General features: G+C 73.1%; 14 protein-coding genes. 4 read left to right on the top strand and 10 right to left on the bottom strand.

Annotated elements, in window-relative coordinates:
• Positions 1–109: 109 nt before the first annotated feature.
• Both ACZ4V1_RS02285 and ACZ4V1_RS02280 read right to left on the bottom strand, forming a co-directional pair.
• Positions 110–3,310, bottom strand: a complete 3,201-nt coding sequence (locus tag ACZ4V1_RS02285) for a S41 family peptidase (protein ID WP_468328221.1) — start codon at positions 3,308–3,310, stop codon at positions 110–112.
• Between the two features lie 75 nt (positions 3,311–3,385).
• A complete protein-coding gene (locus tag ACZ4V1_RS02280; protein WP_468328219.1) occupies positions 3,386–3,901 on the bottom strand; it encodes a hypothetical protein in 516 nt (171 codons plus the stop codon).
• Between the two features lie 71 nt (positions 3,902–3,972).
• Here ACZ4V1_RS02280 and ACZ4V1_RS02275 point away from each other — a divergent pair, with 71 nt between their 5' ends.
• Positions 3,973–4,335, top strand: coding sequence for a hypothetical protein (locus ACZ4V1_RS02275; protein ID WP_468328217.1), 363 nt, complete (start codon positions 3,973–3,975; stop codon positions 4,333–4,335).
• An 89-nt stretch (positions 4,336–4,424) separates the two neighbouring features.
• Here ACZ4V1_RS02275 and ACZ4V1_RS02270 read toward each other — a convergent pair whose 3' ends face one another.
• The 4 genes from ACZ4V1_RS02270 to hrcA all read right to left on the bottom strand — a co-directional run bounded on the left by ACZ4V1_RS02270 (position 4,425) and on the right by hrcA (position 8,520).
• The gene (locus ACZ4V1_RS02270; RefSeq protein ID WP_468328215.1) at positions 4,425–5,174 is read right to left on the bottom strand and encodes a 16S rRNA (uracil(1498)-N(3))-methyltransferase; all 750 of its coding nucleotides are present in this window, start codon (positions 5,172–5,174) and stop codon (positions 4,425–4,427) included.
• On the bottom strand, positions 5,171–6,256 hold the full coding sequence (locus ACZ4V1_RS02265; RefSeq protein ID WP_468328213.1) for a nitronate monooxygenase: 1,086 nt from the start codon (positions 6,254–6,256) through the stop codon (positions 5,171–5,173). The genes ACZ4V1_RS02270 and ACZ4V1_RS02265 overlap by 4 nt, the downstream gene beginning before the upstream one ends.
• A gap of 110 nt (positions 6,257–6,366) precedes the next feature.
• Positions 6,367–7,503 carry a molecular chaperone DnaJ gene (gene dnaJ, locus ACZ4V1_RS02260; protein WP_468328211.1) on the bottom strand — a complete coding sequence of 379 codons (1,137 nt, stop codon included), beginning with the start codon at positions 7,501–7,503 and terminating at the stop codon, positions 6,367–6,369.
• Positions 7,504–8,520 carry a heat-inducible transcriptional repressor HrcA gene (gene hrcA / locus ACZ4V1_RS02255; RefSeq protein ID WP_468328209.1) on the bottom strand — a complete coding sequence of 339 codons (1,017 nt, stop codon included), beginning with the start codon at positions 8,518–8,520 and terminating at the stop codon, positions 7,504–7,506.
• A gap of 183 nt (positions 8,521–8,703) precedes the next feature.
• On the opposite strand from hrcA, the gene ACZ4V1_RS02250 reads away from it, so the two are divergent.
• Positions 8,704–9,438: an MBL fold metallo-hydrolase gene (locus ACZ4V1_RS02250; RefSeq protein ID WP_468328207.1), complete on the top strand. Its 735-nt coding sequence runs from the start codon at positions 8,704–8,706 to the stop codon at positions 9,436–9,438.
• Between the two features lie 34 nt (positions 9,439–9,472).
• On the top strand, positions 9,473–10,276 hold the full coding sequence (locus tag ACZ4V1_RS02245) for a DUF3097 domain-containing protein (RefSeq protein ID WP_468328205.1): 804 nt from the start codon (positions 9,473–9,475) through the stop codon (positions 10,274–10,276).
• 185 nt (positions 10,277–10,461) lie between these two features.
• Here ACZ4V1_RS02245 and hemW read toward each other — a convergent pair whose 3' ends face one another.
• The 4 genes from hemW to lepA form a co-directional block, all read right to left on the bottom strand.
• Positions 10,462–11,694, bottom strand: coding sequence for a radical SAM family heme chaperone HemW (hemW, locus tag ACZ4V1_RS02240; RefSeq protein WP_468328203.1), 1,233 nt, complete (start codon positions 11,692–11,694; stop codon positions 10,462–10,464).
• Positions 11,695–11,720: 26 nt separating this feature from the next.
• Positions 11,721–14,267: a SpoIIE family protein phosphatase gene (locus ACZ4V1_RS02235; protein WP_468328201.1), complete on the bottom strand. Its 2,547-nt coding sequence runs from the start codon at positions 14,265–14,267 to the stop codon at positions 11,721–11,723.
• A gap of 230 nt (positions 14,268–14,497) precedes the next feature.
• Complete coding sequence (locus ACZ4V1_RS02230) at positions 14,498–16,375, bottom strand: AMP-dependent synthetase/ligase (protein ID WP_468328199.1); 1,878 nt, start codon at positions 16,373–16,375, stop codon at positions 14,498–14,500.
• A 329-nt stretch (positions 16,376–16,704) separates the two neighbouring features.
• A complete protein-coding gene (gene lepA, locus ACZ4V1_RS02225; protein ID WP_468328197.1) occupies positions 16,705–18,573 on the bottom strand; it encodes a translation elongation factor 4 in 1,869 nt (622 codons plus the stop codon).
• Positions 18,574–19,006: 433 nt separating this feature from the next.
• Between lepA and rpsT the strand changes: the two genes are divergently transcribed.
• On the top strand, positions 19,007–19,273 hold the full coding sequence (rpsT, locus tag ACZ4V1_RS02220) for a 30S ribosomal protein S20 (RefSeq protein WP_468328195.1): 267 nt from the start codon (positions 19,007–19,009) through the stop codon (positions 19,271–19,273).
• The last annotated feature ends 157 nt before the right edge of the window (positions 19,274–19,430 follow it).

Here is a 19,430-nt window from a genome sequence, read left to right as displayed (position 1 = left end):
GTGATCTTCTACGGCATCGTATCCGTCGGGCCGCGGGCAGTCGTGCCTCCCCGGCTTCCGGCTGCGGCTGCGGCTACGGCTACGGCTGCGGCTACGGCTACGGCTACGGCTACGGCAGGCTCGGCGGCGTCTTCGCCGGGGTCTCCTCCAGTGCCGCCAGCGCGAGCCTGATCGCCTCGTCCAGCTGGGGGTCCCGGCCCGCCGCGTGGTCCTGGGGGCGCTGGGGGACCTCCACGTCGGGGTCGACGCCGTGGTTCTCCACGCCCCAGCCGTAACCCTCCAGCCAGAAGGCGTACTTGGGCTGGGTGATCAGCGTGCCGTCGACGAGGCGGTAGCGGCTGTCGATGCCGATGACGCCGCCCCAGGTGCGGGTGCCGACGACCGGGCCGATGCCGAGTGCCTTGATCGCGGCGTTGACGATGTCGCCGTCGGAGCCGGAGAACTCGTTGGCGACGGCGACGACCGGTCCGCGGGGGGCGTCCAGCGGGTAGCTGGACGGCCGCATGCCGCGCGGCAGGTCCCAGCCGACGATGCGCCGGGCGAGCTTCTCGACGACCAGTTGGGAGGTGTGGCCGCCGCGGTTCTCGCGGACGTCGACGACCAGGCCCTCCCGGGCCACCTCGACGCGCAGGTCGCGGTGGATCTGCGCCCAGCCGGGGGCCTGCATGTCGGGGACGTGGAGGTAGCCGAGCCGGCCGCCGGACTTCTCGTGGACGTAGGCGCGGCGGTCGGCGACCCACGCGTGGTAGCGCAGGGGCTCCTCGTCGGCGAGGGGAACGACGACGGCGTGCCGCAGGTCCCCGCCGCCGGAGGGGGAGATGGTCAGTTCGACCGGCTTGCCCGCCGTGCCGACCAGCAGCGGGCCGGGCCCGGTGACCGGGTCGACGCCCTGTCCGGCGACCGCGACGATCGCGTCCCCGGCGCGCACGGCGACGCCGGGCGCGGCGAGCGGTGAACGGGCGTCCGGATCGGAGGTCTCCGAGGGCAGGACGCGGTCGATGCGCCAGGCGCCGTCCTCGTGCCGGGAGAGGTCGGCGCCCAGCAGGCCCTGCCGGGCGCCGCCGCCGTGGCCGCCGCGTGGGGTGACGTAGGCGTGCGAGGTGCCGAGTTCGCCGTGCACCTCCCACAGGAGGTCGACCAGGTCGTCGTGGGTGGCGAGGCGGTCGAGGACGGGCCGGTAGCGGTCGAGGACGCCGTCCCAGTCGACACCGCTCATGTCGGGCCGCCAGAAGTGGTCCCGCATGATGCGGCCGGTCTCGTCGTACATCTGGCGCCACTCGGCGGCCGGGTCGACGGTCTGCCGCACGCGGCTCAGGTCGACGGTGATGTTGGTGTCGCTGTCCTCGTCGCCGGAGGCCCGCCGGTCGCTGGGGACGACCTTGAGGCGTCCGTCGGTCCACAGCAGCACCCGCTTGCCGTCGCCGCTGACCTCGAAGTGGTCGGCGTCGGCGGCGAGGTGCTCGACGCGCTGCTGGGCGAGGTCGTAGCGCTCCAGCTCGGTGTGCGGGTCGGGGTCGTCCGGGGCGGCGCGGGAGGCGCCGAGGACCCCGGTGACCGGGTGGCGCAGCCACAGCACGCCGTCCTTGGCGGCGCGCAGCCGGGAGTACCGGGCGGCCTCGACGGGGAACGGCACGATGCGGTCGGCGAGGCCCTCGATGTCGATCCGGGTGGTCGGGGTGCCCTCGCTGTCGGGGGTCTCGTCCCGGTCCGGGGTCTCGAAGGGGCGGCCGTGGCGCTGCGGGCCGAAGGGCGACGGGGTGGTCGCGGCGAGCGTGATCAGGTACGGGCGGGCGCCCTCGACGAAGGCCAGGTCGAAGACGTGCTCGTCGTAGACGGGGTCGAAGGAGCGGGTGGAGAGGAAGGCGAGGTGCTTGCCGTCCAGGGTGAAGGCCGGCGAGTAGTCCTTGAAGCGCAGCGGGGTCGCCTCGCTCACCGACAGGTCGGTGGTGCCCGCGAGCTTGAGCTGGCGCAGCGGGTCGGGGCCGGGGTGGGACCAGGCGAGCCAGGCGGAGTCGGGCGAGAAGACCAGCCCGGAGGCGTCCCCGTGGTCGCTGCGGTCGACCTCGCGGACCTCGCCGCTCTCGCGCTCGACGAGCAGGACCCGCCCGTCGTGCGAGGCGACGGCGGCGCGGCTGCCGTCCGGTGCCATGGCGAGGGCGAGCACCCGGCCGAGCTGTCCGGCGGCGAGGCGCCGCGCGGTGGCGCCGGGCGCGAGTCCGGTGGCGGGGGCGAACTCCAGGGCGTCGTCGCCCTCGGCGTCCGTCACCCACACCACCCACTCCTCGCCGTCCGCGCGGAAGGCGCGCGGCAGCCGGGTCCGTACGCCGGGCCGCGCGGCCAGCGCGCGGGCCGGCCCGGCGCGGTGGGTGACCCAGTGCACGCCGCCGCGTACGGCGACGGCACTGCCGCGCGCGGTGTGGTCGGGGGACGCGGAGCCGAACCAGCGGGCGGCGTTGACGGGGTAGGCCTGGAGGTCGACGCGGGCACCGCCGAGCCGGATGTCGAGCCGGCGCGGCTCGGCGCCGTCGAGGTCGTCCAGCGTCCACAGTTCACCGGCGCTGGAGTAGACGACGCGGACGCCGTCGGTGGCGGCCTGCCGGGCGTAGAAACCGTCGAGGGGGGTGTGGCGGCGCAGTTCGGAACCGTCGGCGAGGGAGGAGTAGAGGGCGCCGGTGCCCTCGTGGTCGGAGAGGAAGGCGATCCGGTCGCCGACCCAGAACGGGTACTCGATGTTGCCGTCGAGGTCGCCGTGCAGCCGCACGAACTCGCCGTCGCCCTCGGCACCGTCGATCCACAGCTTGCCCGCCGTGCCGCCCCGGTAGCGCTTCCACCAGGCGGCCTCGCGGCCCATCGGCGCGGACAGCAGCACGGTGCGCGGCCCGTACGCGACGTCCCCGACGGGCCCGTACGGCAGGGTGGTGGCCGGCCCCCCGTCGAGCGGGACGGCGCGGGCCCAGCTGCGGCGCAGGCTGGCCTGGCCGTAGGTGCTGAGGGCGAGGACCCGCCCTTGCGGGGTCCAGCCGCGTACCTGGGTCTTCAGGCTGCCCCAGTGCGTGAGTCGCTTGGCGGGGCCGCCGTCGGCGGGGGCGATGTGCACCTCGGGGGCGCCGTCGCGGGTGGAGGACCAGGCGACCGTGGTGCCGTCGGGCGAGATACGCGGGTGGTTCACCGGCACGTTGTCGGCACTGACCCGCCAGGCCCGGCCGCCGTCGAGCGGGGCGAGCCACACGTCGTCCTCGGCGGTGAAGGCGACCAACTCGCCGTGCGGGTGCGGAAAGCGGAGGTAGGCAGGCGCTGCGGGCTGTGTCACCCTCTCACCCTATGCAGGGGCGGGGTCCGCCGACAGAGGTTTGGATCACTTACCGGCCACGGCACGCGGGTGCGGCTACTTGCCCTCCACCGGCCGGCAGTGCGGATCGTCCGGGCACCAGATGGTGCGGGTGACGGTCACGGTGGGCCCGGGCCCGTGCTGGGAGGGCCGGTTCGCGGGCGGGGCGCTCGTGGCGTCGCAGTCGCCCAGCCCCTTGACCCGGAACCACTCCTCGCCGTCGACCTTGGCGGTGAGATCGCCGCGCACGCAGGCGCCGTTGACGACGCGGGTCACCTCGCCGTCGACGGTGATGTCCTGTCCGCCGTCGGTCTTCCCCTCGCAGTGGACGGACGCGACGGTGTCCTCGCCCGCCGAGGCGGTGGCACCGTCGTCCCCGAAGGAGGCGGTGCAGGTGAGCCACCGCACCTCCGCCTTCTGCCGCTCCAGCTCGCGTGTCACGGTCTGGTCCGTCGTGTACGCCACCGACGCGGAACTGAGCCCGCCCGGTTCGCAAGCGACGACACCGCCGACGGCGACGACCGCGCCGACGGCCGCCGGAGCCACACGCCGAATCCGCCTCAACGCCCCCATGGAGGGCAGCCTGCCACCGGTGCGTGGCCCGCGGTAGGGCGCATACGGCCACTCCTCACTACCCTTGGCGGATGCACAGTGGACGTCGGCGCAGACGGCTCGTCGTGGACGAAACCACGGCCTACGTGTGGTCGGTACGGCACCGGCACAGTGTCACGGGGCCCTGCCAGGAGGTACTCAGCCTCTCCCGGGACGGGACGAGGACGAGGATTCTGCTGCTGTTCCGGGGCGGCGAGGGACGGTTCGTCCCCGACGGCTTCCTGCCTTCGGGCTGCGTGGCCGTGGGGAACGAGTCGCTCAACCTGCACGAACCCGGTGTCGTACGGGGTTTCGTCGACGAGGCGGCCCGGCGCGGGCTGCTCGACCGGTCCGCGGACCTGGACGGCTGGGAACTGTTCCCGGCGGTCGCCGCCGCCCGCGCGGCGGACGGCTGAACGGTGCGGCCGGGGGCTCCTGCGGTCGGTGCCGGGGAGGCTCCGGCCGTGGTGCCGGCGGCGCCGTCGTCGGACCGGCGGCGTCGCCGTCAGGACCAGCGGCCGGTGCGGGCCAGGAGTACCGCCGTCGCCGCCGTGCCTGCGGTGGAGGTGCGCAGGACGCTGTGTCCCAGTCGGTAGGGCTTGGCCCCAGCCTGGGCGAAGAGGGCCAGCTCCTCCGGGGAGACCCCGCCTTCGGGGCCGACGACCAGCACGATGTCACCGGCGGCGGGGAGTTCGGCGGTGGCCAGGGGCTCCTCACCGCTCTCGTGGAGTACGGCGGCGAAGTCGGCGTCGGCCAGAAACGAGGCAACCTGCTTGCTCGTCGCCGCGTCCGCGACGTCGGGGAAGCGGACCCGGCGGGACTGCTTGCCGGCCTCCCGGGCCGTGGCCCGCCACTTGCCGAGCGCCTTCAGGCCGCGGTCGCCCTTCCACTGCGTGACGCAGCGGGACGCCGCCCACGGCACGATCGCGTCGACCCCGACCTCGGTCATCGTCTCGACGGCCAGCTCCCCGCGATCGCCCTTGGGCAGGGCCTGGACGACGGTGACGCGGGGCCGCTCCGGCGGTTCCTCGTGGACCGTCGCCAGCCCCGTGACGACCAGCCGGTCCTTGCCCTCGGCGGCCTTCACCACGCCCTCCGCCCAGCGTCCGCGTCCGTCGGTGAGAACGACGTCCTCGCCGGCCCGCAGCCGCTTCACGGAGACGGCGTGCCGTCCCTCGGGGCCGTCCAGGACGTACTCCCCTCCGGGCAGGTCCCCCGGCTGGAGGGAGTCGACCACGAACACCGGCGCCGTCATCGGCCCGTCCCTCCCGTCACGAACCCTGACAACGCTGTCCCGGCGGACGCGAGTTCGGCCGCCAGCACCTCCACCAGCTGCCCGGCGGGCAGCTCCCGGGCCATCCGGTGGCCCTGCCCCGCCCAGAGCGCCATGCCCTGCGCGTCGCCCGCCTTCGCCGCCGCCTTGCGCAGCGGCGCGGTGAGGTGGTGCACCTCCGGGTAGGCGGCGGGGGCGTAGGGGCCGTGCTCGCGCAGGAAGCGGTTGACCAGGCCGCGGGCGGGGCGGCCGGAGAAGGCGCGGGTCAGTTCGGTGCGTACGAACAGGGGGTTGGTCAGGCCCTGTTTGTGCAGGGCGTGCGCGCCGGACTCGGGGGTGGCGAGGAAGGCGGTGCCGAGCTGGGCCGCGCTCGCGCCGGCCGCGAGGACGGCGGCGATCTGCCCGCCCCGCATGATGCCGCCCGCGGCGACGATCGGCAGGCTCACCGCCTCCCGGACCTGGGCGACCAGCGACAGCAGTCCGGTGCCGGAGCCGCCCGTCTCGGGGTGGTCCCGGTGGGTGCCCTGGTGTCCGCCGGCCTCGGCGCCCTGTGCGATCACCGCGTCCGCGCCGGACCGCTCGACGGCCCTGGCCTCCTCCGCCGTGGTCGCTGTGACCAGGGCGAAGGTGCCGACGCGGTGCAGGGAGTCGACGACCTCGCGGCTCGGGACGCCGAAGTGGAACGACACCACCGGCACCGGGTTGTCCAGCAGCACGGCGATTTTGGTGTCGTAGCCGTCGTCCCTGCCGCACTCGGGGTCGCCTAGCTCCGTCTCGTACCAGGCGGCCTCGCCGGCGAGCTGGTGGGCGTAGACGCCGACGGCGGCGGGGTCGGCCGTCTCGGGCTGCGGCATGAAGAGGTTGACGCCGAAGGGGCGGCTCGTCAGTCCCCGCAGCTGCTTGATCTCCTGGTACATCCCGTCCGCGGTCTTGTACCCGGCGGCGAGGAATCCCAGCCCGCCCGCCTCGCAGACCGCGGCGGCGAGCTGCGGCACGGAGACGCCGCCCGCCATGGGCGCCTGCACGATCGGATAGGGGAAAAGATCGGTCAGTGCGGAGGACATGACCGCATGTTGTCACGTCCTCCGAGCGAGTCCGAATCCGGGCTTCCGTTGGCATACGCCAGGAGCATCCGCATCGGAACGCCCCTGGCGGTGGCCGGCGGTGGCCGATGTCAGCGCCCGTTGAAGGCGTCCTTCAGACGCGAGAACAGCCCCTGCTGCCCGGGCTGGAACTGCCCCGTCGGACGCTCCTCGCCGCGCAGCTTGGCCAGCTCGCGGAGCAGGCGTTCCTGCTCGGCGTCGAGCTTGCTCGGGGTCATGACCTCGACGTGGACGATGAGGTCGCCCCGGCCGCCGCCGCGCAGGTGGGTGACACCGCGGCCGTGCAGCGGGATCGACTGGCCGGACTGGGTGCCCGGGCGGATGTCGACCTCCTCCATGCCGTCGAGCGTCTCCAGCGGCACCTTCGTGCCGAGGGACGCCGCCGTCATCGGGATCGTGACCGTGCAGTGCAGGTCGTCGCCGCGCCGCTGGAAGGTCGAGTGCGGCAGCTCGTGGATCTCGACGTACAGGTCGCCGGCGGGGCCGCCGCCGGGGCCGACCTCGCCCTCGCCCGCGAGCTGGATCCGCGTGCCGTTGTCGACACCGGCCGGGATCTTCACGGTCAGGGTGCGCCGGGAGCGGACCCGGCCGTCGCCCGCGCACTCGGGGCACGGGGTCGGGACCACGGTGCCGAAGCCCTGGCACTGCGGGCAGGGGCGGGAGGTCATGACCTGGCCCAGGAAGGACCGGGTGACCTGCGAGACCTCGCCGCGGCCGCGGCACATGTCACACGTCTGGGCCGACGTGCCGGGGGCCGCGCCCTCACCGTTGCAGGTGTTGCAGACAACCGCGGTGTCGACCTGGATGTCCTTGGTCGTACCGAACGCGGCCTCGTCCAGCTCGACCTCGATGCGGATCATCGCGTCCTGGCCCCGGCGGGTGCGCGAGCGCGGCCCGCGCTGCGACGCCGTACCGAAGAACGCGTCCATGATGTCCGAGAAGTTCCCGAAGCCACCCGCGCCGAAGCCGCCCGCGCCGCCGCCGGCCGCCTGCGAGATGGGGTCGCCGCCGAGGTCGTAGACCTGCTTCTTCTGCGGGTCCGACAGCACCTCGTAGGCGGCGTTGATCTCCTTGAACCGCTCCTGGGTCTTCGGATCGGGGTTGACGTCCGGGTGCAGCTCGCGGGCGAGCCTCCGGAACGCCTTCTTGATCTCGTCCTGGGAAGCGTCGCGGCGCACGCCGAGTACGGCGTAGTAGTCCGTGGCCACCTACGACTCCGCCAGGATCTGTCCGACGTACCGTGCCACTGCGCGTACCGCTCCCATCGTTCCCGGGTAGTCCATGCGGGTCGGTCCGACCACGCCGAGCTTGGCAACCGCCTCGCCGCCCGAACCGTAGCCCACCGACACGACGGACGTGGAGTTGAGTCCTTCGTGGGCGTTCTCATGACCGATACGGACGGTCACGCCCGGATCCTTCGCCTCGCCGAGCAGCTTGAGGAGCACGACCTGCTCCTCCAGCGCCTCGAGGACGGGTCGGATCACCAAGGGGAAGTCGTGCCCGAAGCGGGTCAGATTGGCGGTGCCGCCGATCATCAACCGCTCCTCGTTCTCCTCGACCAGCGTCTCCAGGAGAGTGGAGAGCACGGTGGAGACCGTACCGCGGTCCTCGGCCTCGAAGGCCTCCGCCAGATCCTCCACCAGGCTCGGCACGTCCGAGAACCGCCGCCCGGCGACCCGGCTGTTGAGCCGCGCGCGCAGGTCCGCCAGGGACGCCTCGCCGAACGGCGCCGGGCAGTCCACCATCCGCTGCTCGACCCGGCCGGTGTCCGTGATCAGCACGAGCATCAGCCGCGCGGGCGCCAGGGAGAGCAACTCCACGTGCCGCACGGTCGAGCGGGTCAGCGACGGATACTGCACGACGGCGACCTGCCGGGTCAGCTGCGCGAGCAGCCGCACCGTGCGGGCCACCACGTCGTCGAGGTCGACGGCGCCCTCCAGGAAGTTCTGGATGGCGCGCCGCTCGGGCCCGGTCATCGGCTTGACGCCGGCCAGCTTGTCGACGAAGAGCCGGTAGCCCTTGTCGGTCGGGATACGCCCGGCGCTGGTGTGCGGCTGGGCGATGAACCCCTCGTCCTCCAGGGCCGCCATGTCATTGCGCACGGTGGCCGGGGAGACGCCGAGGTTGTGCCGCTCGGTGAGCGCCTTGGAGCCGACCGGCTCCTCGGTGCCGACGTAGTCCTGGACGATGGCGCGCAGCACCTGGAGCCTGCGTTCACTCAGCATTCGCGCGCACCTCCAGAATGTCGTCCGCCCGGCTTCCCGCCCGGCTCGCCGCCGTGTCCCTGGCACTCACGGCGCGCGAGTGCCAGACTTCCCCGGCCCAGTGTACGGCCGTGGGGTACGCCCCCGGCAAGGCCGGGGGCACGCCGCCGTGCACGGAGGTGTCACGGCGCTAGCGTCGTCGTCGTGACGGTGACTTGGGAAGACCTGGGATGGGAGCGACTGGCGGCCGGGGTGGGGCGGTGCCGGCTGCCGGGGTGGGACTGCACGGCGGGGCTGGTCGTCGGCGCGGGCGCGGCGCTGGTGGTGGACGCGGGATCGAGCCTCGACGAGGGCGCCCGGCTGCGCGCGGGGGCGCGGGAGCTCGCCGGTCACCGTGTGACACATCTCGCGCTGACCCATCCGCACTTCGACCACGTCTTCGGCGCGGCGGCGTTCGCGGACGCGGAGGTCTACGGCGCGGTGGGCACGGACGCGGTGTTCGCGCCGGGCGGACACGGGCGGGAGGCGCTGCGGTCGGAGGCGGTGGCGGAGGGCCTGGACGCACGGCAGGCGGCGGAGGCGGCCGACGCGCTCGTCCGCGTCCGCCACGAGGTCCGCGGCGAGTGGACGCTCGACCTGGGCGGCGGCCGGCAGGCGCTGCTCGCCGACGTGGGCCCGGGGCACACCGGCCACGACCTCGCGGTGCTGGTGCCCGGCGAGGTGGCGGTCGTCTTCTGCGGCGACCTGGTCGAGGAGTCCGGTGAGCCGCAGGCGGGCCCCGACGCCGTACCGTCGCACTGGCCGGCCGCCCTGGACCGGCTGCTCGGCCTGGGCGGCGAGGACGCGCTGTACGTCCCCGGTCACGGAGCGGTGGTGGACGCGGCGTTCGTCCGGGCCCAACGGGACGCGCTGGCCGCGCGGTTCGGCGTGTCGCGCTGATCACGGCGGGTCGACTCCTCGTATCGTCGTGAGAATGCGCCAGTACTCCGCCGACCTGACCCCTTCGTGGAAGAAGCCGCAGCCCGTACCGGAGGTCCCGGCCGACCCCGGCCGTGTGGTCGAGGAGTCCGGCACCGGCTTCTGCGGCGCGGTGATCGGCTGCGAGGCGGGCACGGTGACCCTGGAGGACCGCTTCGGCAAGCACCGGGTCTTCCCGATGGAGCCGCGGGGCTTCCTGCTGGAGGGGCGGGTGGTCACGCTGGTCCGGCCGTCGTCCGGTCCGGTGCGCCCCACCCGTACGGCGTCGGGCTCGGTGGCGGTCCCGGGGGCACGCGCGCGTGTGGCCCGCGCCGGGCGCATCTACGTCGAGGGACGGCACGACGCCGAGCTGGTCGAGAAGGTCTGGGGCGACGACCTGCGTGTCGAGGGCGTGGTCGTGGAGTACCTGGAGGGCGTGGACGACCTGCCGTCGATCGTCGCCGACTTCGCGCCCGGGCCCGACGCACGGCTGGGCGTCCTGGTGGACCACCTGGTGCCGGGCTCGAAGGAGTGGCGGATCGCGGAGGCGGTGACGAGCGAGCACGCGCTGGTCGTCGGCCATCCCTACATCGACATCTGGGAGGCGGTGAAGCCGTCGTCCCTGGGGATCCCCGGCTGGCCGCGAGTGCCGCGCGGGCAGGACTGGAAGACGGGGGTGTGCCGGGCGCTGGGGTGGCCGCCGGAGAACACGGGGGCGGTGTGGCAGGCGATCCTGGCGCGGGTGGGGTCCTACAGGGACCTGGAGCCGGAGCTGCTGGGCAGTGTGGAGCGACTCATCGATCACGTGACCGTGCCCTGACCGTCGCCCGGGCGCCGGCGGGCCGGGCCTGACGGGCCGGACCTGACGGGCCGGACCTGACGGGCCGGGCTCCGCCGCCGCGGAGGCCGGCCCGTCGATCAGCTCGTCCACACGGCCGGGCAGTCCGCGCTCCCCGCCGCAGCGGGGGCCCGTCCCCCGTCGGTCCGCCGAAGGGGGATCCTCCCTCAGTCCACCAGGTCCCGCACCACCGCGTCCGCCAGCAGCCGCCCGCGCAGGGTCAGCACCGCGCGTCCGCCCTCGTACGGCCCCTCCTGGAGAAGTCCGTCGGACAGGGCCCGTCGGGAGGCCGCGAGGCCCTCTTCCCGCAGCAGCGACAGCGGGGCCCCTTCCCGCAGCCTCAGCTCGAGCAGGATCCGCTCCACCCTGCGGTCCTCGTCCGTCAGAAGCTCCCGCCCGGCCCCCGGTGACGTCCCCGCCGCCAGGGCCCCCGCGTACGCCCCCGGATGCTTCACGTTCCACCACCGCACCCCGCCCACGTGGCTGTGCGCTCCCGGTCCGGCGCCCCACCAGTCGGCGCCCCGCCAGTACAGCTCGTTGTGCAGGCAGCGCGCCGCGTCGGAGGCGGCCCAGTTCGACACCTCGTACCAGTCGAAGCCCGCCGCGGACAGCGTCTCCTCGGCGATCAGGTAGCGGTCGGCGTGGACGTCGTCGTCGGTCATGGGGACCTCGCCGCGCCGGATGCGCCGGGCCAGCTGGGTGCCCTCCTCGACGATCAGCGCGTACGCCGAGACGTGGTCCGGTCCGGCCCCGAGCGCCGCCTCCAGCGAGGCGCGCCAGTCGTCGTCGGTCTCGCCGGGGGTGCCGTAGATCAGGTCGAGGTTGACGTGCTCGAAGCCGGCCGCGCGGGCCTCGGCGACGCAGGCCTCGGGGCGGCCCGGGGTGTGGGTGCGGTCCAGCACCTTCAGGACGTGCCGCTTCGCGCTCTGCATGCCGAAGGAGATCCGGTTGAAGCCGCCCTCACGGAGGGTGGCGAGGTACGCCGGGTCGACCGACTCCGGGTTGGCCTCCGTCGTGATCTCCGCGTCCGCCGCCAGGCCGAACTCGCCGCGGACCGCGTGCAGCATCCGCACCAGGTCGCCGGCGGCCAGCAGCGTGGGCGTACCGCCGCCGACGAAGACCGTGCGGACCTCGCGGGCATCGTCGCCGAGCACCTTGCGGGCCAGGCGGACCTCGTCGACGAGCGTCTCCGCGTAGTTGTCGCGGGAGGCGAGGACGCCGCCGGTGCCGCGCAGCTCGGTCGCGGTGTAGGTGTTGAAGTCGCAGTAGCCGCAGCGGGTCGCGCAGTACGGCACGTGCAGGTAGAAACCGAGGGGGCGGTCGGCGGCGCCGGCGAGCGCGGACGCCGGGAGGGCGCCGTCGGCGGGGACGGGTTCGCCGTCGGGGAGTGCGGAGGGCATGCGTCCATTGTCCCGTACGGCGACGGCTACTCGGCCTGGAGCACCAGCAGGGCCAGATCGTCCTCCGGGGGCCGGGGCCCGAACTCGTGCACCAACCGCCTGATGCGCTCGGCGACGAGCCCGGCGTCCAGTCCCGCGCATCCGGCGAGCGCGGCGGCGAGCCCGTCCCCGTCGTCGAACTGGCGGGACCCGCTGCGCCGCTCGGTGATCCCGTCCGTGACGCAGAGCAGGGTGTCGCCGGACCCCAGCTCGAAGGTCTCGCTGGTGTACGTCGCGTCCTCGACGACCCCGAGCAGGGTCTGCGGCTGCGCGACCGCCCGCACCGTGCCGTCGGGGCCGAGGAGCAGCGGCAGAGGGTGTCCGGCGGAGGCGAGGGTGCAGCGGACGGCGCCGCCGCCGACCGGGACCAGCTCGCCGTAGAGCAGGGACAGGAAGCGGGTCTGCGGTCCGTCGCCCGGGGCAACCGGAGGGCCGCTGGCGACCAGGGCGCGGGCGGCGGCGTCCGCGGCCTCGGTGGCGTCGTCGAGGAGGAGCTGGTTGAGGCGGTCGAGGACGTCGGGGACGTCGTACTCCTCGCGGGCCAGCAACCGCAGCCAGGGCCGGGCCAGGCCGATGACGACGGCGGCCTCGGGGCCCTTGCCCTGGACATCGCCGACGGCGAAGCACCAGCGGCCCTCGCCGGCCGGGAAGAGGTCGTAGAAGTCGCCGCTGGGGCCGCCCTTGTCGCACGGTTCGTAGACGAGCGCGCTGCGCACGCCGGGGATCTCGGCGACGGCGCCGGGCAGCAGGCCGCGCTGGAGGACGGCGCTGATGGTGGCCTGCCGGGCGTACTGGCGGGCGGCGCCGATGGCCAGCGCCACCCGGCGGCTGAGGTCCTCGACCAGGCCGGTGATCTCGTCGGGGAAGCCGGGGGCGCCGGGGGCGCCGGTCCGCCCGATGACCAGGGTGCCCAGGGGCCGGCCGCCGGCGACCAGGCGGTACGCGAGCGCGGCGCCGTGCGGGCCGTCCGGGCCGAGCGCCTCGCCGGGCCAGGGGTGCGCGACGGGGCCCGAGCGCCACGGGTCACGCGGGCGGGGCGGGTCCTTCTCCAGGGCCCGGCGCAGTTCCTCGATGCAGCTCTCGCTGCCGTGCCAGACGCGGGCCAGCCGGGCCCCCACGGCCGCCCCCGGGTCGTCGCTCCAGGCGCCCCGGCCCAGGGACTCGTCCTCCAGCCACACGGCGCACCAGTCGGCGAGCCGGGGCACGATCAGCTGGCCGGTGAGGGAGGCGACCAGATCCTCGTCCAGTTGTCCGGCCAGGAGGTCGGAGGCCTCGGCGAGGAAGGACAGGGCACCGCGGCCCAGCCACTCCCGGTCGCGGATGCCGCGCCGACCGGCCCCGGCCGTCCCGCCCCCGCCCCTGCCCCTGCCCCTGCCCCTGCCCCTGCCTCCGCCCTGCCAGTACGCCGCGCCGTCCGGGCCGTCCGGGCCGTCCGGGCCGTCCGGGCCGTCCTGACGGTCTCCGCCACCGCGGCCGTCCGGGCCATCCGAATCGTCCAGGCCGCCCCGGAACTCCCGGGGAACGCCGTGGTCCGGGGCACTCTGAACGTCCGAGCCCTCCTGGCCACCCCGGCTGTCCCAGCCACCCCGGCGGTCCCAGCCACCACCCCGGCCGTCCCAGGCGCCACCCCGGCCGTCCCAGGCGCCACCCCGGCCGTCCCAGGCACCGCCCCGGCCATCCCAGGCACCACCCCGGCCGCCCCAGGCATCCCGGCCGTCCCAGGCATCCCGGCCGTCCGGGCCACCAGTACCGCCCTGTGCGTCGGGGCCATCCGCGGCTGTCGAACCACCCGGGCTTTCCGGGACCACGGGAGCATCCCGGCCACCCGAGCCGTCCAGGACCGCCACCGGGCCGCTCGGGGAGCCGGAGCCGGTCGGGGAGCCCGGGCCCGTCGGGGAGCCCGGGCCGGTCGGGGTGCCCGCGGCGCCCGGCCCGTCGGCCGCCTTCCCCGGCAGCTCCATGCCCGCCGCCGGCTCGGCGTGCCGTGCCCCACGACTCCCGGCGTACGCCTCGATCTGTTCGGCGGCCTCGGCGCCCGCGGCCGGCAGTCGCGCCCACACCGTCTTGGTGCCAGGGCGGTACGTGATGCCCCAGGCCTCCGAGACCGCGGCGACGAGCCGCAGGCCGCGCCCGTACTCGGGTGGCTCGTACGGCGACTCGTGGTCACCGCTCCTGGGCGCCCGGGAGGGGTGGTGGTCGGTGGCCTCGACGACGAGGGTGCCCGTCTCCTCCAGCCGGCAGGCCACCTGCACGTCGGTGCCGGCGTGCACGACGGCGTTGGTGACCAGCTCGCTGACGACCACCAGGGCGTCGGCGGCGAGATGCTCGGTCAGTTGTTCCGTGCCGGGCAGGGCGAGCTCGGACCAGTCGGCGAGCGCGGCCCGCACCATCGCGCGGGCCGCGCCAGGCGCCAGGGAGCTCCCGAGCAGGGTCACGTGAGCCCGCGCGCACTCCTGGGCGGATGCCTCAGCAGTGTGCGCGGGCACTCCACTGGCGCGGGAGACGGTCTCCCGTTGCGTCGGAATGGCCCCCATGGACGGCTCCCCGGGCAGTTCGTGCGAGTACTTCGCAGTCGATGCCGACAGAGTGACAGACCGGCCCCGTCCATAAGCGCGGAGTTACCGAAGTGGGCCGCCATGAGTGAGGACCGTGCTAGGCGAACGTTCGAAGACAGCCGTAAGACGGACAGTTTCGAGCATCGGCCGAACGGACCGCGCCCCTCGCCCGCCCGGCGCCTCGCCCGTTCCGGGCCGCCTCGCCCGCTCTACGCCTCGCGCGAGCCGTCGTACATCTCCTCGATCAGGTGCTTGTACTCCCGCTCCACCACCGGCCGCTTCAGCTTCAGGCTCGGCGTGATCTCCCCGTGCTCGACGTCGAGGTCGCGGGGCAGCAGGCGGAACTTCTTGATGGTCTGCCAGCGCTGGAGGCCCTCGTTGAGCTGCTTGACGTAGCCGTCGACCATCTCGACGGTCACGGGCGCCGCGACGATCTCCGCGTACGGCTTGCCCTCCAGGCCGTTCTCCTTGGCCCACTCGGTGATCGCGATCTCGTCGAGGGCGATGAGGGCGGTGCAGAAGTTCCGGTCGGCGCCGTGCACCAGGATGTTGGAGACGTAGGGGCAGACCGCCTTGAACTGGCCCTCGACCTCGGCGGGCGCGATGTACTTGCCGCCCGAGGTCTTGATGAGGTCCTTCTTGCGGTCGGTGATGCGCAGGTAGCCGTCGGGCGAGAGCTCGCCGATGTCGCCGGTGTGGAACCAGCCGTCGGCCTCCAGCACCTCGGCGGTCTTCTCGGGCAGCTTGTGGTAGCCCTCCATGATGCCGGGGCCGCGCAGCAGGATCTCGCCGTCGTCCGCGATGCGCACCTCGGTGCCGGGCAGCGGCTTGCCGACCGTGCCGGTGCGGTAGGCCTCGCCGGGGTTGACGAAGGACGCGGCGGAGGACTCGGTGAGGCCGTAGCCCTCGAGGATGTGGATGCCGGCGCCGGCGAAGAAGTAGCCGATGTCGGGGGCGAGGGCGGCCGAGCCCGAGACGCAGGCGCGCAGGCGGCCGCCGAAGGCCTCACGGATCTTGGCGTAGACGAGCTTGTCGGCGATGCCGTGTTTGGTGGACAGGCCGAAGGGCGCGTTCGCGGTGCCGGTGCGCTTGAAGTTGTCCTGGGTGGCCTTGGCGTATTCGCGGGCGACGTCGGCGGCCCACTGGAAGATCTTGTACTTGGCTCCGCCGCCCGCGCGGGCCTTGGCGGCGACGCCGTTGTAGACCTTCTCGAAGATGCGCGGCACGGCCGCCATGTAGGTCGGCTGGACGACCGGCAGATTCTCGATGATCTTGTCGACGCGGCCGTCGACGGCGGTGACGTGACCGACCTCGATCTGGCCGGAGGTCAGCACCTTGCCGAAGACGTGCGCGAGCGGCAGCCACAGGTACTGCACGTCGTCGCCGGTGACCAGGCCGGTCGCGGCGATCGCCTTCGCCATGTACGACCAGTTGTCGTGCGGGAGGCGGACGCCCTTGGGCCGGCCGGTGGTGCCGGAGGTGTAGATGAGGGTGGCGAGGTGGTCCTTGGTGAGGGCGCCGACCCGCTTCGTGACCAGCTCCGGGTCCTTCTCCAGGCGGGCCGCGCCGAGGGCCTCCAGCGCGCCGAGGGTGAGGATCCAGTCCTCGCCGGTGTCGGCGCCGGCCGCGTCGATCACGACGACGTGGGTGAGGTCGGGCAGCTCCGCCTTCTTCTCCCGGGCCTTGGCCAGCTGCGTGGCGTCCTCCGCGATCAGCACCCGGCTCTCGGAGTCGGAGAGGATGTACGCCGACTCGTCGGCGTTGGTCTGCGGATAGACGGTGGTCGTCGCCGCGCCCGCGCACATGATGCCGAGGTCGGCCAGGATCCACTCCAGCCGCGTGGCGGAGGCCAGGGCCACGCGCTGCTGCGGCTGGATGCCCAGCTCGATCAGGCCGGCCGCGATCGCGTAGACCCGATCGGCCGCCTGCGCCCAGGTCAGCGACTTCCAGTCGTCCGGGCCCTCGCCCGAGGCCGACGGGACCGGGTAGCGATAGGCCTCGGCGTCCGGCGTGGCCGCCACCCGCTCCAGGAAGAGTCCCGCCACGGAGGGCGGACGGTTCTCGATCAGTGTCTGTGTGTCGCTCACGACATCCTCCGTGGGCCCGCGACGGTGCGGCCGGGTCGGTGCGGCCGACTCAGGTGCGGCTGGTTCAGGTGCGGCTGGCTCAGGTGTGCTGGTTCCGGTGTGGCTGGACCGCTCTCGGGCGGTTGTTCAGGCGTTGTTTAACTCGCGAGTAACTAGCGAGCAGGCATCAGAGTAAAGGGCGACCGGCCCGTGCGTAAGTCTCCGCGCCCTGTCACTTCGTACAGACGCACACCCGTGACATGCGAAGGGGCCCGCCGCGCTTTCGCACGGCGGGCCCTTCGTGTCCGTTTCGCCGGGGTGGGCGGGACGCGCCGCGAGGGCGGTCTCGGCTACTTCTTGCCCTTGCCCGACCCCGCGCTGTCATCGCTGGACAGGACCGCGATGAAGGCCTCCTGCGGAACCTCCACGGAACCCACCATCTTCATCCGCTTCTTGCCTTCCTTCTGCTTCTCCAGCAGCTTCCGCTTACGGGAGATGTCACCGCCGTAGCACTTGGCAAGGACGTCCTTGCGGATGGCGCGGATGGTCTCGCGGGCGATCACCCGGGAGCCGATGGCGGCCTGGATGGGCACCTCGAAGGCCTGGCGCGGGATGAGCTCGCGCAGCTTGGCGACGAGCCGCACGCCGTACGCGTACGCCTGGTCCTTGTGGGTGATCGCCGAGAAGGCGTCCACCTTGTCGCCGTGCAGCAGGATGTCGACCTTGACCAGGCTGGAGGTCTGCTCGCCGGTGGGCTCGTAGTCCAGCGACGCGTAGCCGCGCGTCTTCGACTTCAGCTGGTCGAAGAAGTCGAAGACGATCTCGGCGAGCGGGAGGGTGTAGCGGATCTCCACCCGGTCCTCGGAGAGGTAGTCCATGCCGAGCAGGGTGCCGCGCCGGGTCTGGCACAGCTCCATGATCGCGCCGATGAACTCGGTCGGCGCGAGGATGGTGGCGCGTACGACCGGCTCGTACACCTCGTTGATCTTGCCCTCGGGGAACTCGCTCGGGTTGGTGACGGTGTGCTCGACGCCGTCCTCCATGATCACGCGGTAGACCACGTTGGGCGCGGTGGCGATCAGATCGAGGCCGAACTCGCGCTCCAGCCGCTCCCGGATCACGTCGAGGTGCAGCAGACCCAGGAAACCGACCCGGAAGCCGAAGCCGAGGGCCGCGGAGGTCTCCGGCTCGTAGACGAGGGCGGCGTCGTTGAGCAGGAGCTTGTCCAGGGCCTCGCGCAGCAGGGGGTAATCCGAGCCGTCCAGCGGATACAGACCGGAGAAGACCATGGGCCTGGGGTCCTTGTAGCCGCCGAGCGCCTCCTCGGCGCCCTTGTGCATGCTGGTGACGGTGTCACCGACCTTGGACTGGCGGACGTCCTTCACGCCGGTGATCAGGTATCCCACCTCGCCGACGCCGAGGCCGTCGGCGGACAGCATCTCCGGCGAGTTGGTGCCGATCTCCAGCAGCTCGTGCGTGGCGCCGGTGGACATCATCCGGATCCGCTCGCGCCTGTTGAGCTGGCCGTCGATGACACGGACGTACGTCACGACACCGCGGTAGGAGTCGTAGACGGAGTCGAAGATCATCGCGCGGGCGGGGGCGTCCTTGACGCCGACCGGGGGCGGGACCTCGGCGACGACCTTGTCCAGCAGCGCCTCGACCCCGAGGCCGGTCTTGGCGGATACCTTGAGCACGTCGTCGGGGTCGCAGCCGATCAGGTTGGCGAGTTCCTCGGCGAACTTCTCGGGCTGCGCGGCCGGCAGGTCGATCTTGTTCAGCACGGGGATGATCGTGAGGTCGTTCTCCATCGCCAGGTAGAGGTTGGCGAGGGTCTGGGCCTCGATGCCCTGGGCGGCGTCGACGAGGAGGATGGTGCCCTCGCACGCGGCCAGCGACCGCGAGACCTCGTAGGTGAAGTCGACGTGCCCCGGCGTGTCGATCATGTTGAGGATGTGCGTACTGGTCTTGTCGTGGGTGGGGGCCCACGGCAATCGCACCGCCTGGGACTTGATCGTGATGCCGCGCTCGCGCTCGATGTCCATGCGGTCGAGGTACTGGGCGCGCATCTGCCGCTGCTCCACCACACCGGTCAGCTGGAGCATCCGGTCGGCGAGCGTGGACTTGCCGTGGTCGATGTGCGCGATGATGCAGAAATTGCGGATCAGCGCCGGGTCTGTACGGCTCGGCTCGGGCACATGGCTGGGGATCGCGGGCACGCAGGGTCCTGATTCTTGAGGCGTCCGCAGTGTCTGCGGTCTCGGGTCGGATCGATACGTAGCTTCCATCGTCCCACGGGTGGGGAGCTGGGATGGGTTTGGGACGGGTCGAGGGCGGGCGCGGGGCCGGATCAGGGCCGTGGCGAGGCCGGACCGGGGCCGGACCGGGGCCGGACGGGGCTGGGGCAAGGGCGGGATCGGGCCGGACCGGGGCCGTGGCGAGGGCGGCGTTCGGGCCGGAGCGGGGCGGGGCGAGGGCGAGGGCGATCGGGACCGGAGCGGGGCCGTGGCGAGGGCCGGATTGGGTGGCCCGTCGGGCCGCTGGTAGTGTGGGGGGCTGTGTCTCTTGCCCTCTCAGCGCGAGGCACTCCTTCAAGAAATCATCGGCACGGGACCTTCGCGGCCTCGTGCCTGAACCTGCAAAGGCTCATTCGTGGCGAACATCAAGTCCCAGATCAAGCGGAACAAGACCAACGAGAAGGCCCGGCTGCGCAACAAGGCCGTCAAGTCCTCTCTGAAGACCGCGATCCGCAAGGCCCGCGAGGCCGCTGCCGCGGGTGACGTCGAGAAGGCCACCGAGTACCAGCGCGTCGCTTCGCGCCAGCTCGACAAGGCCGTCTCCAAGGGCGTCATCCACAAGAACCAGGCCGCCAACAAGAAGTCGGCGCTGTCGACGAAGGTCGGCGCTCTCAAGGGCTGAACCCCTCATCTGGTCTGATCGCCGGAAGGACCCAGAGCGGGCCCTCTCTCATCCGCTCCCGTCCGGCACCCAAGGATCCATGCGCGGCCTGCGTTCGCCACGCGGGCATGGATCCGCGAGCTTGATCCGAAGGCCCCGGTGGCCGTCCTTCCCCAGG

The sequence above is a fragment of the Streptomyces sp. NPDC028991 genome (assembly GCF_055564775.1).
The sequence above is the reverse complement of the archived record's forward strand: the minus strand, read 5'-3'. Positions and strand labels throughout refer to the sequence as shown.

What these genes read in the sequence shown, in the direction of transcription:
- ACZ4V1_RS02245 (WP_468328205.1), top strand. Translation starts at nt 9,473, where the DNA reads ATGCGCCAGTACTCCGCCGACCTGACCCCTTCGTGGAAGAAGCCGCAG.
- ACZ4V1_RS02265 (WP_468328213.1), bottom strand. Translation starts at nt 6,256, where the DNA reads ATGTCCTCCGCACTGACCGATCTTTTCCCCTATCCGATCGTGCAGGCG.
- ACZ4V1_RS02235 (WP_468328201.1), bottom strand. Translation starts at nt 14,267, where the DNA reads ATGGGGGCCATTCCGACGCAACGGGAGACCGTCTCCCGCGCCAGTGGA.
- ACZ4V1_RS02270 (WP_468328215.1), bottom strand. Translation starts at nt 5,174, where the DNA reads ATGACGGCGCCGGTGTTCGTGGTCGACTCCCTCCAGCCGGGGGACCTG.
- ACZ4V1_RS02280 (WP_468328219.1), bottom strand. Translation starts at nt 3,901, where the DNA reads ATGGGGGCGTTGAGGCGGATTCGGCGTGTGGCTCCGGCGGCCGTCGGC.
- ACZ4V1_RS02275 (WP_468328217.1), top strand. Translation starts at nt 3,973, where the DNA reads ATGCACAGTGGACGTCGGCGCAGACGGCTCGTCGTGGACGAAACCACG.
- hrcA (WP_468328209.1), bottom strand. Translation starts at nt 8,520, where the DNA reads ATGCTGAGTGAACGCAGGCTCCAGGTGCTGCGCGCCATCGTCCAGGAC.
- hemW (WP_468328203.1), bottom strand. Translation starts at nt 11,694, where the DNA reads ATGCCCTCCGCACTCCCCGACGGCGAACCCGTCCCCGCCGACGGCGCC.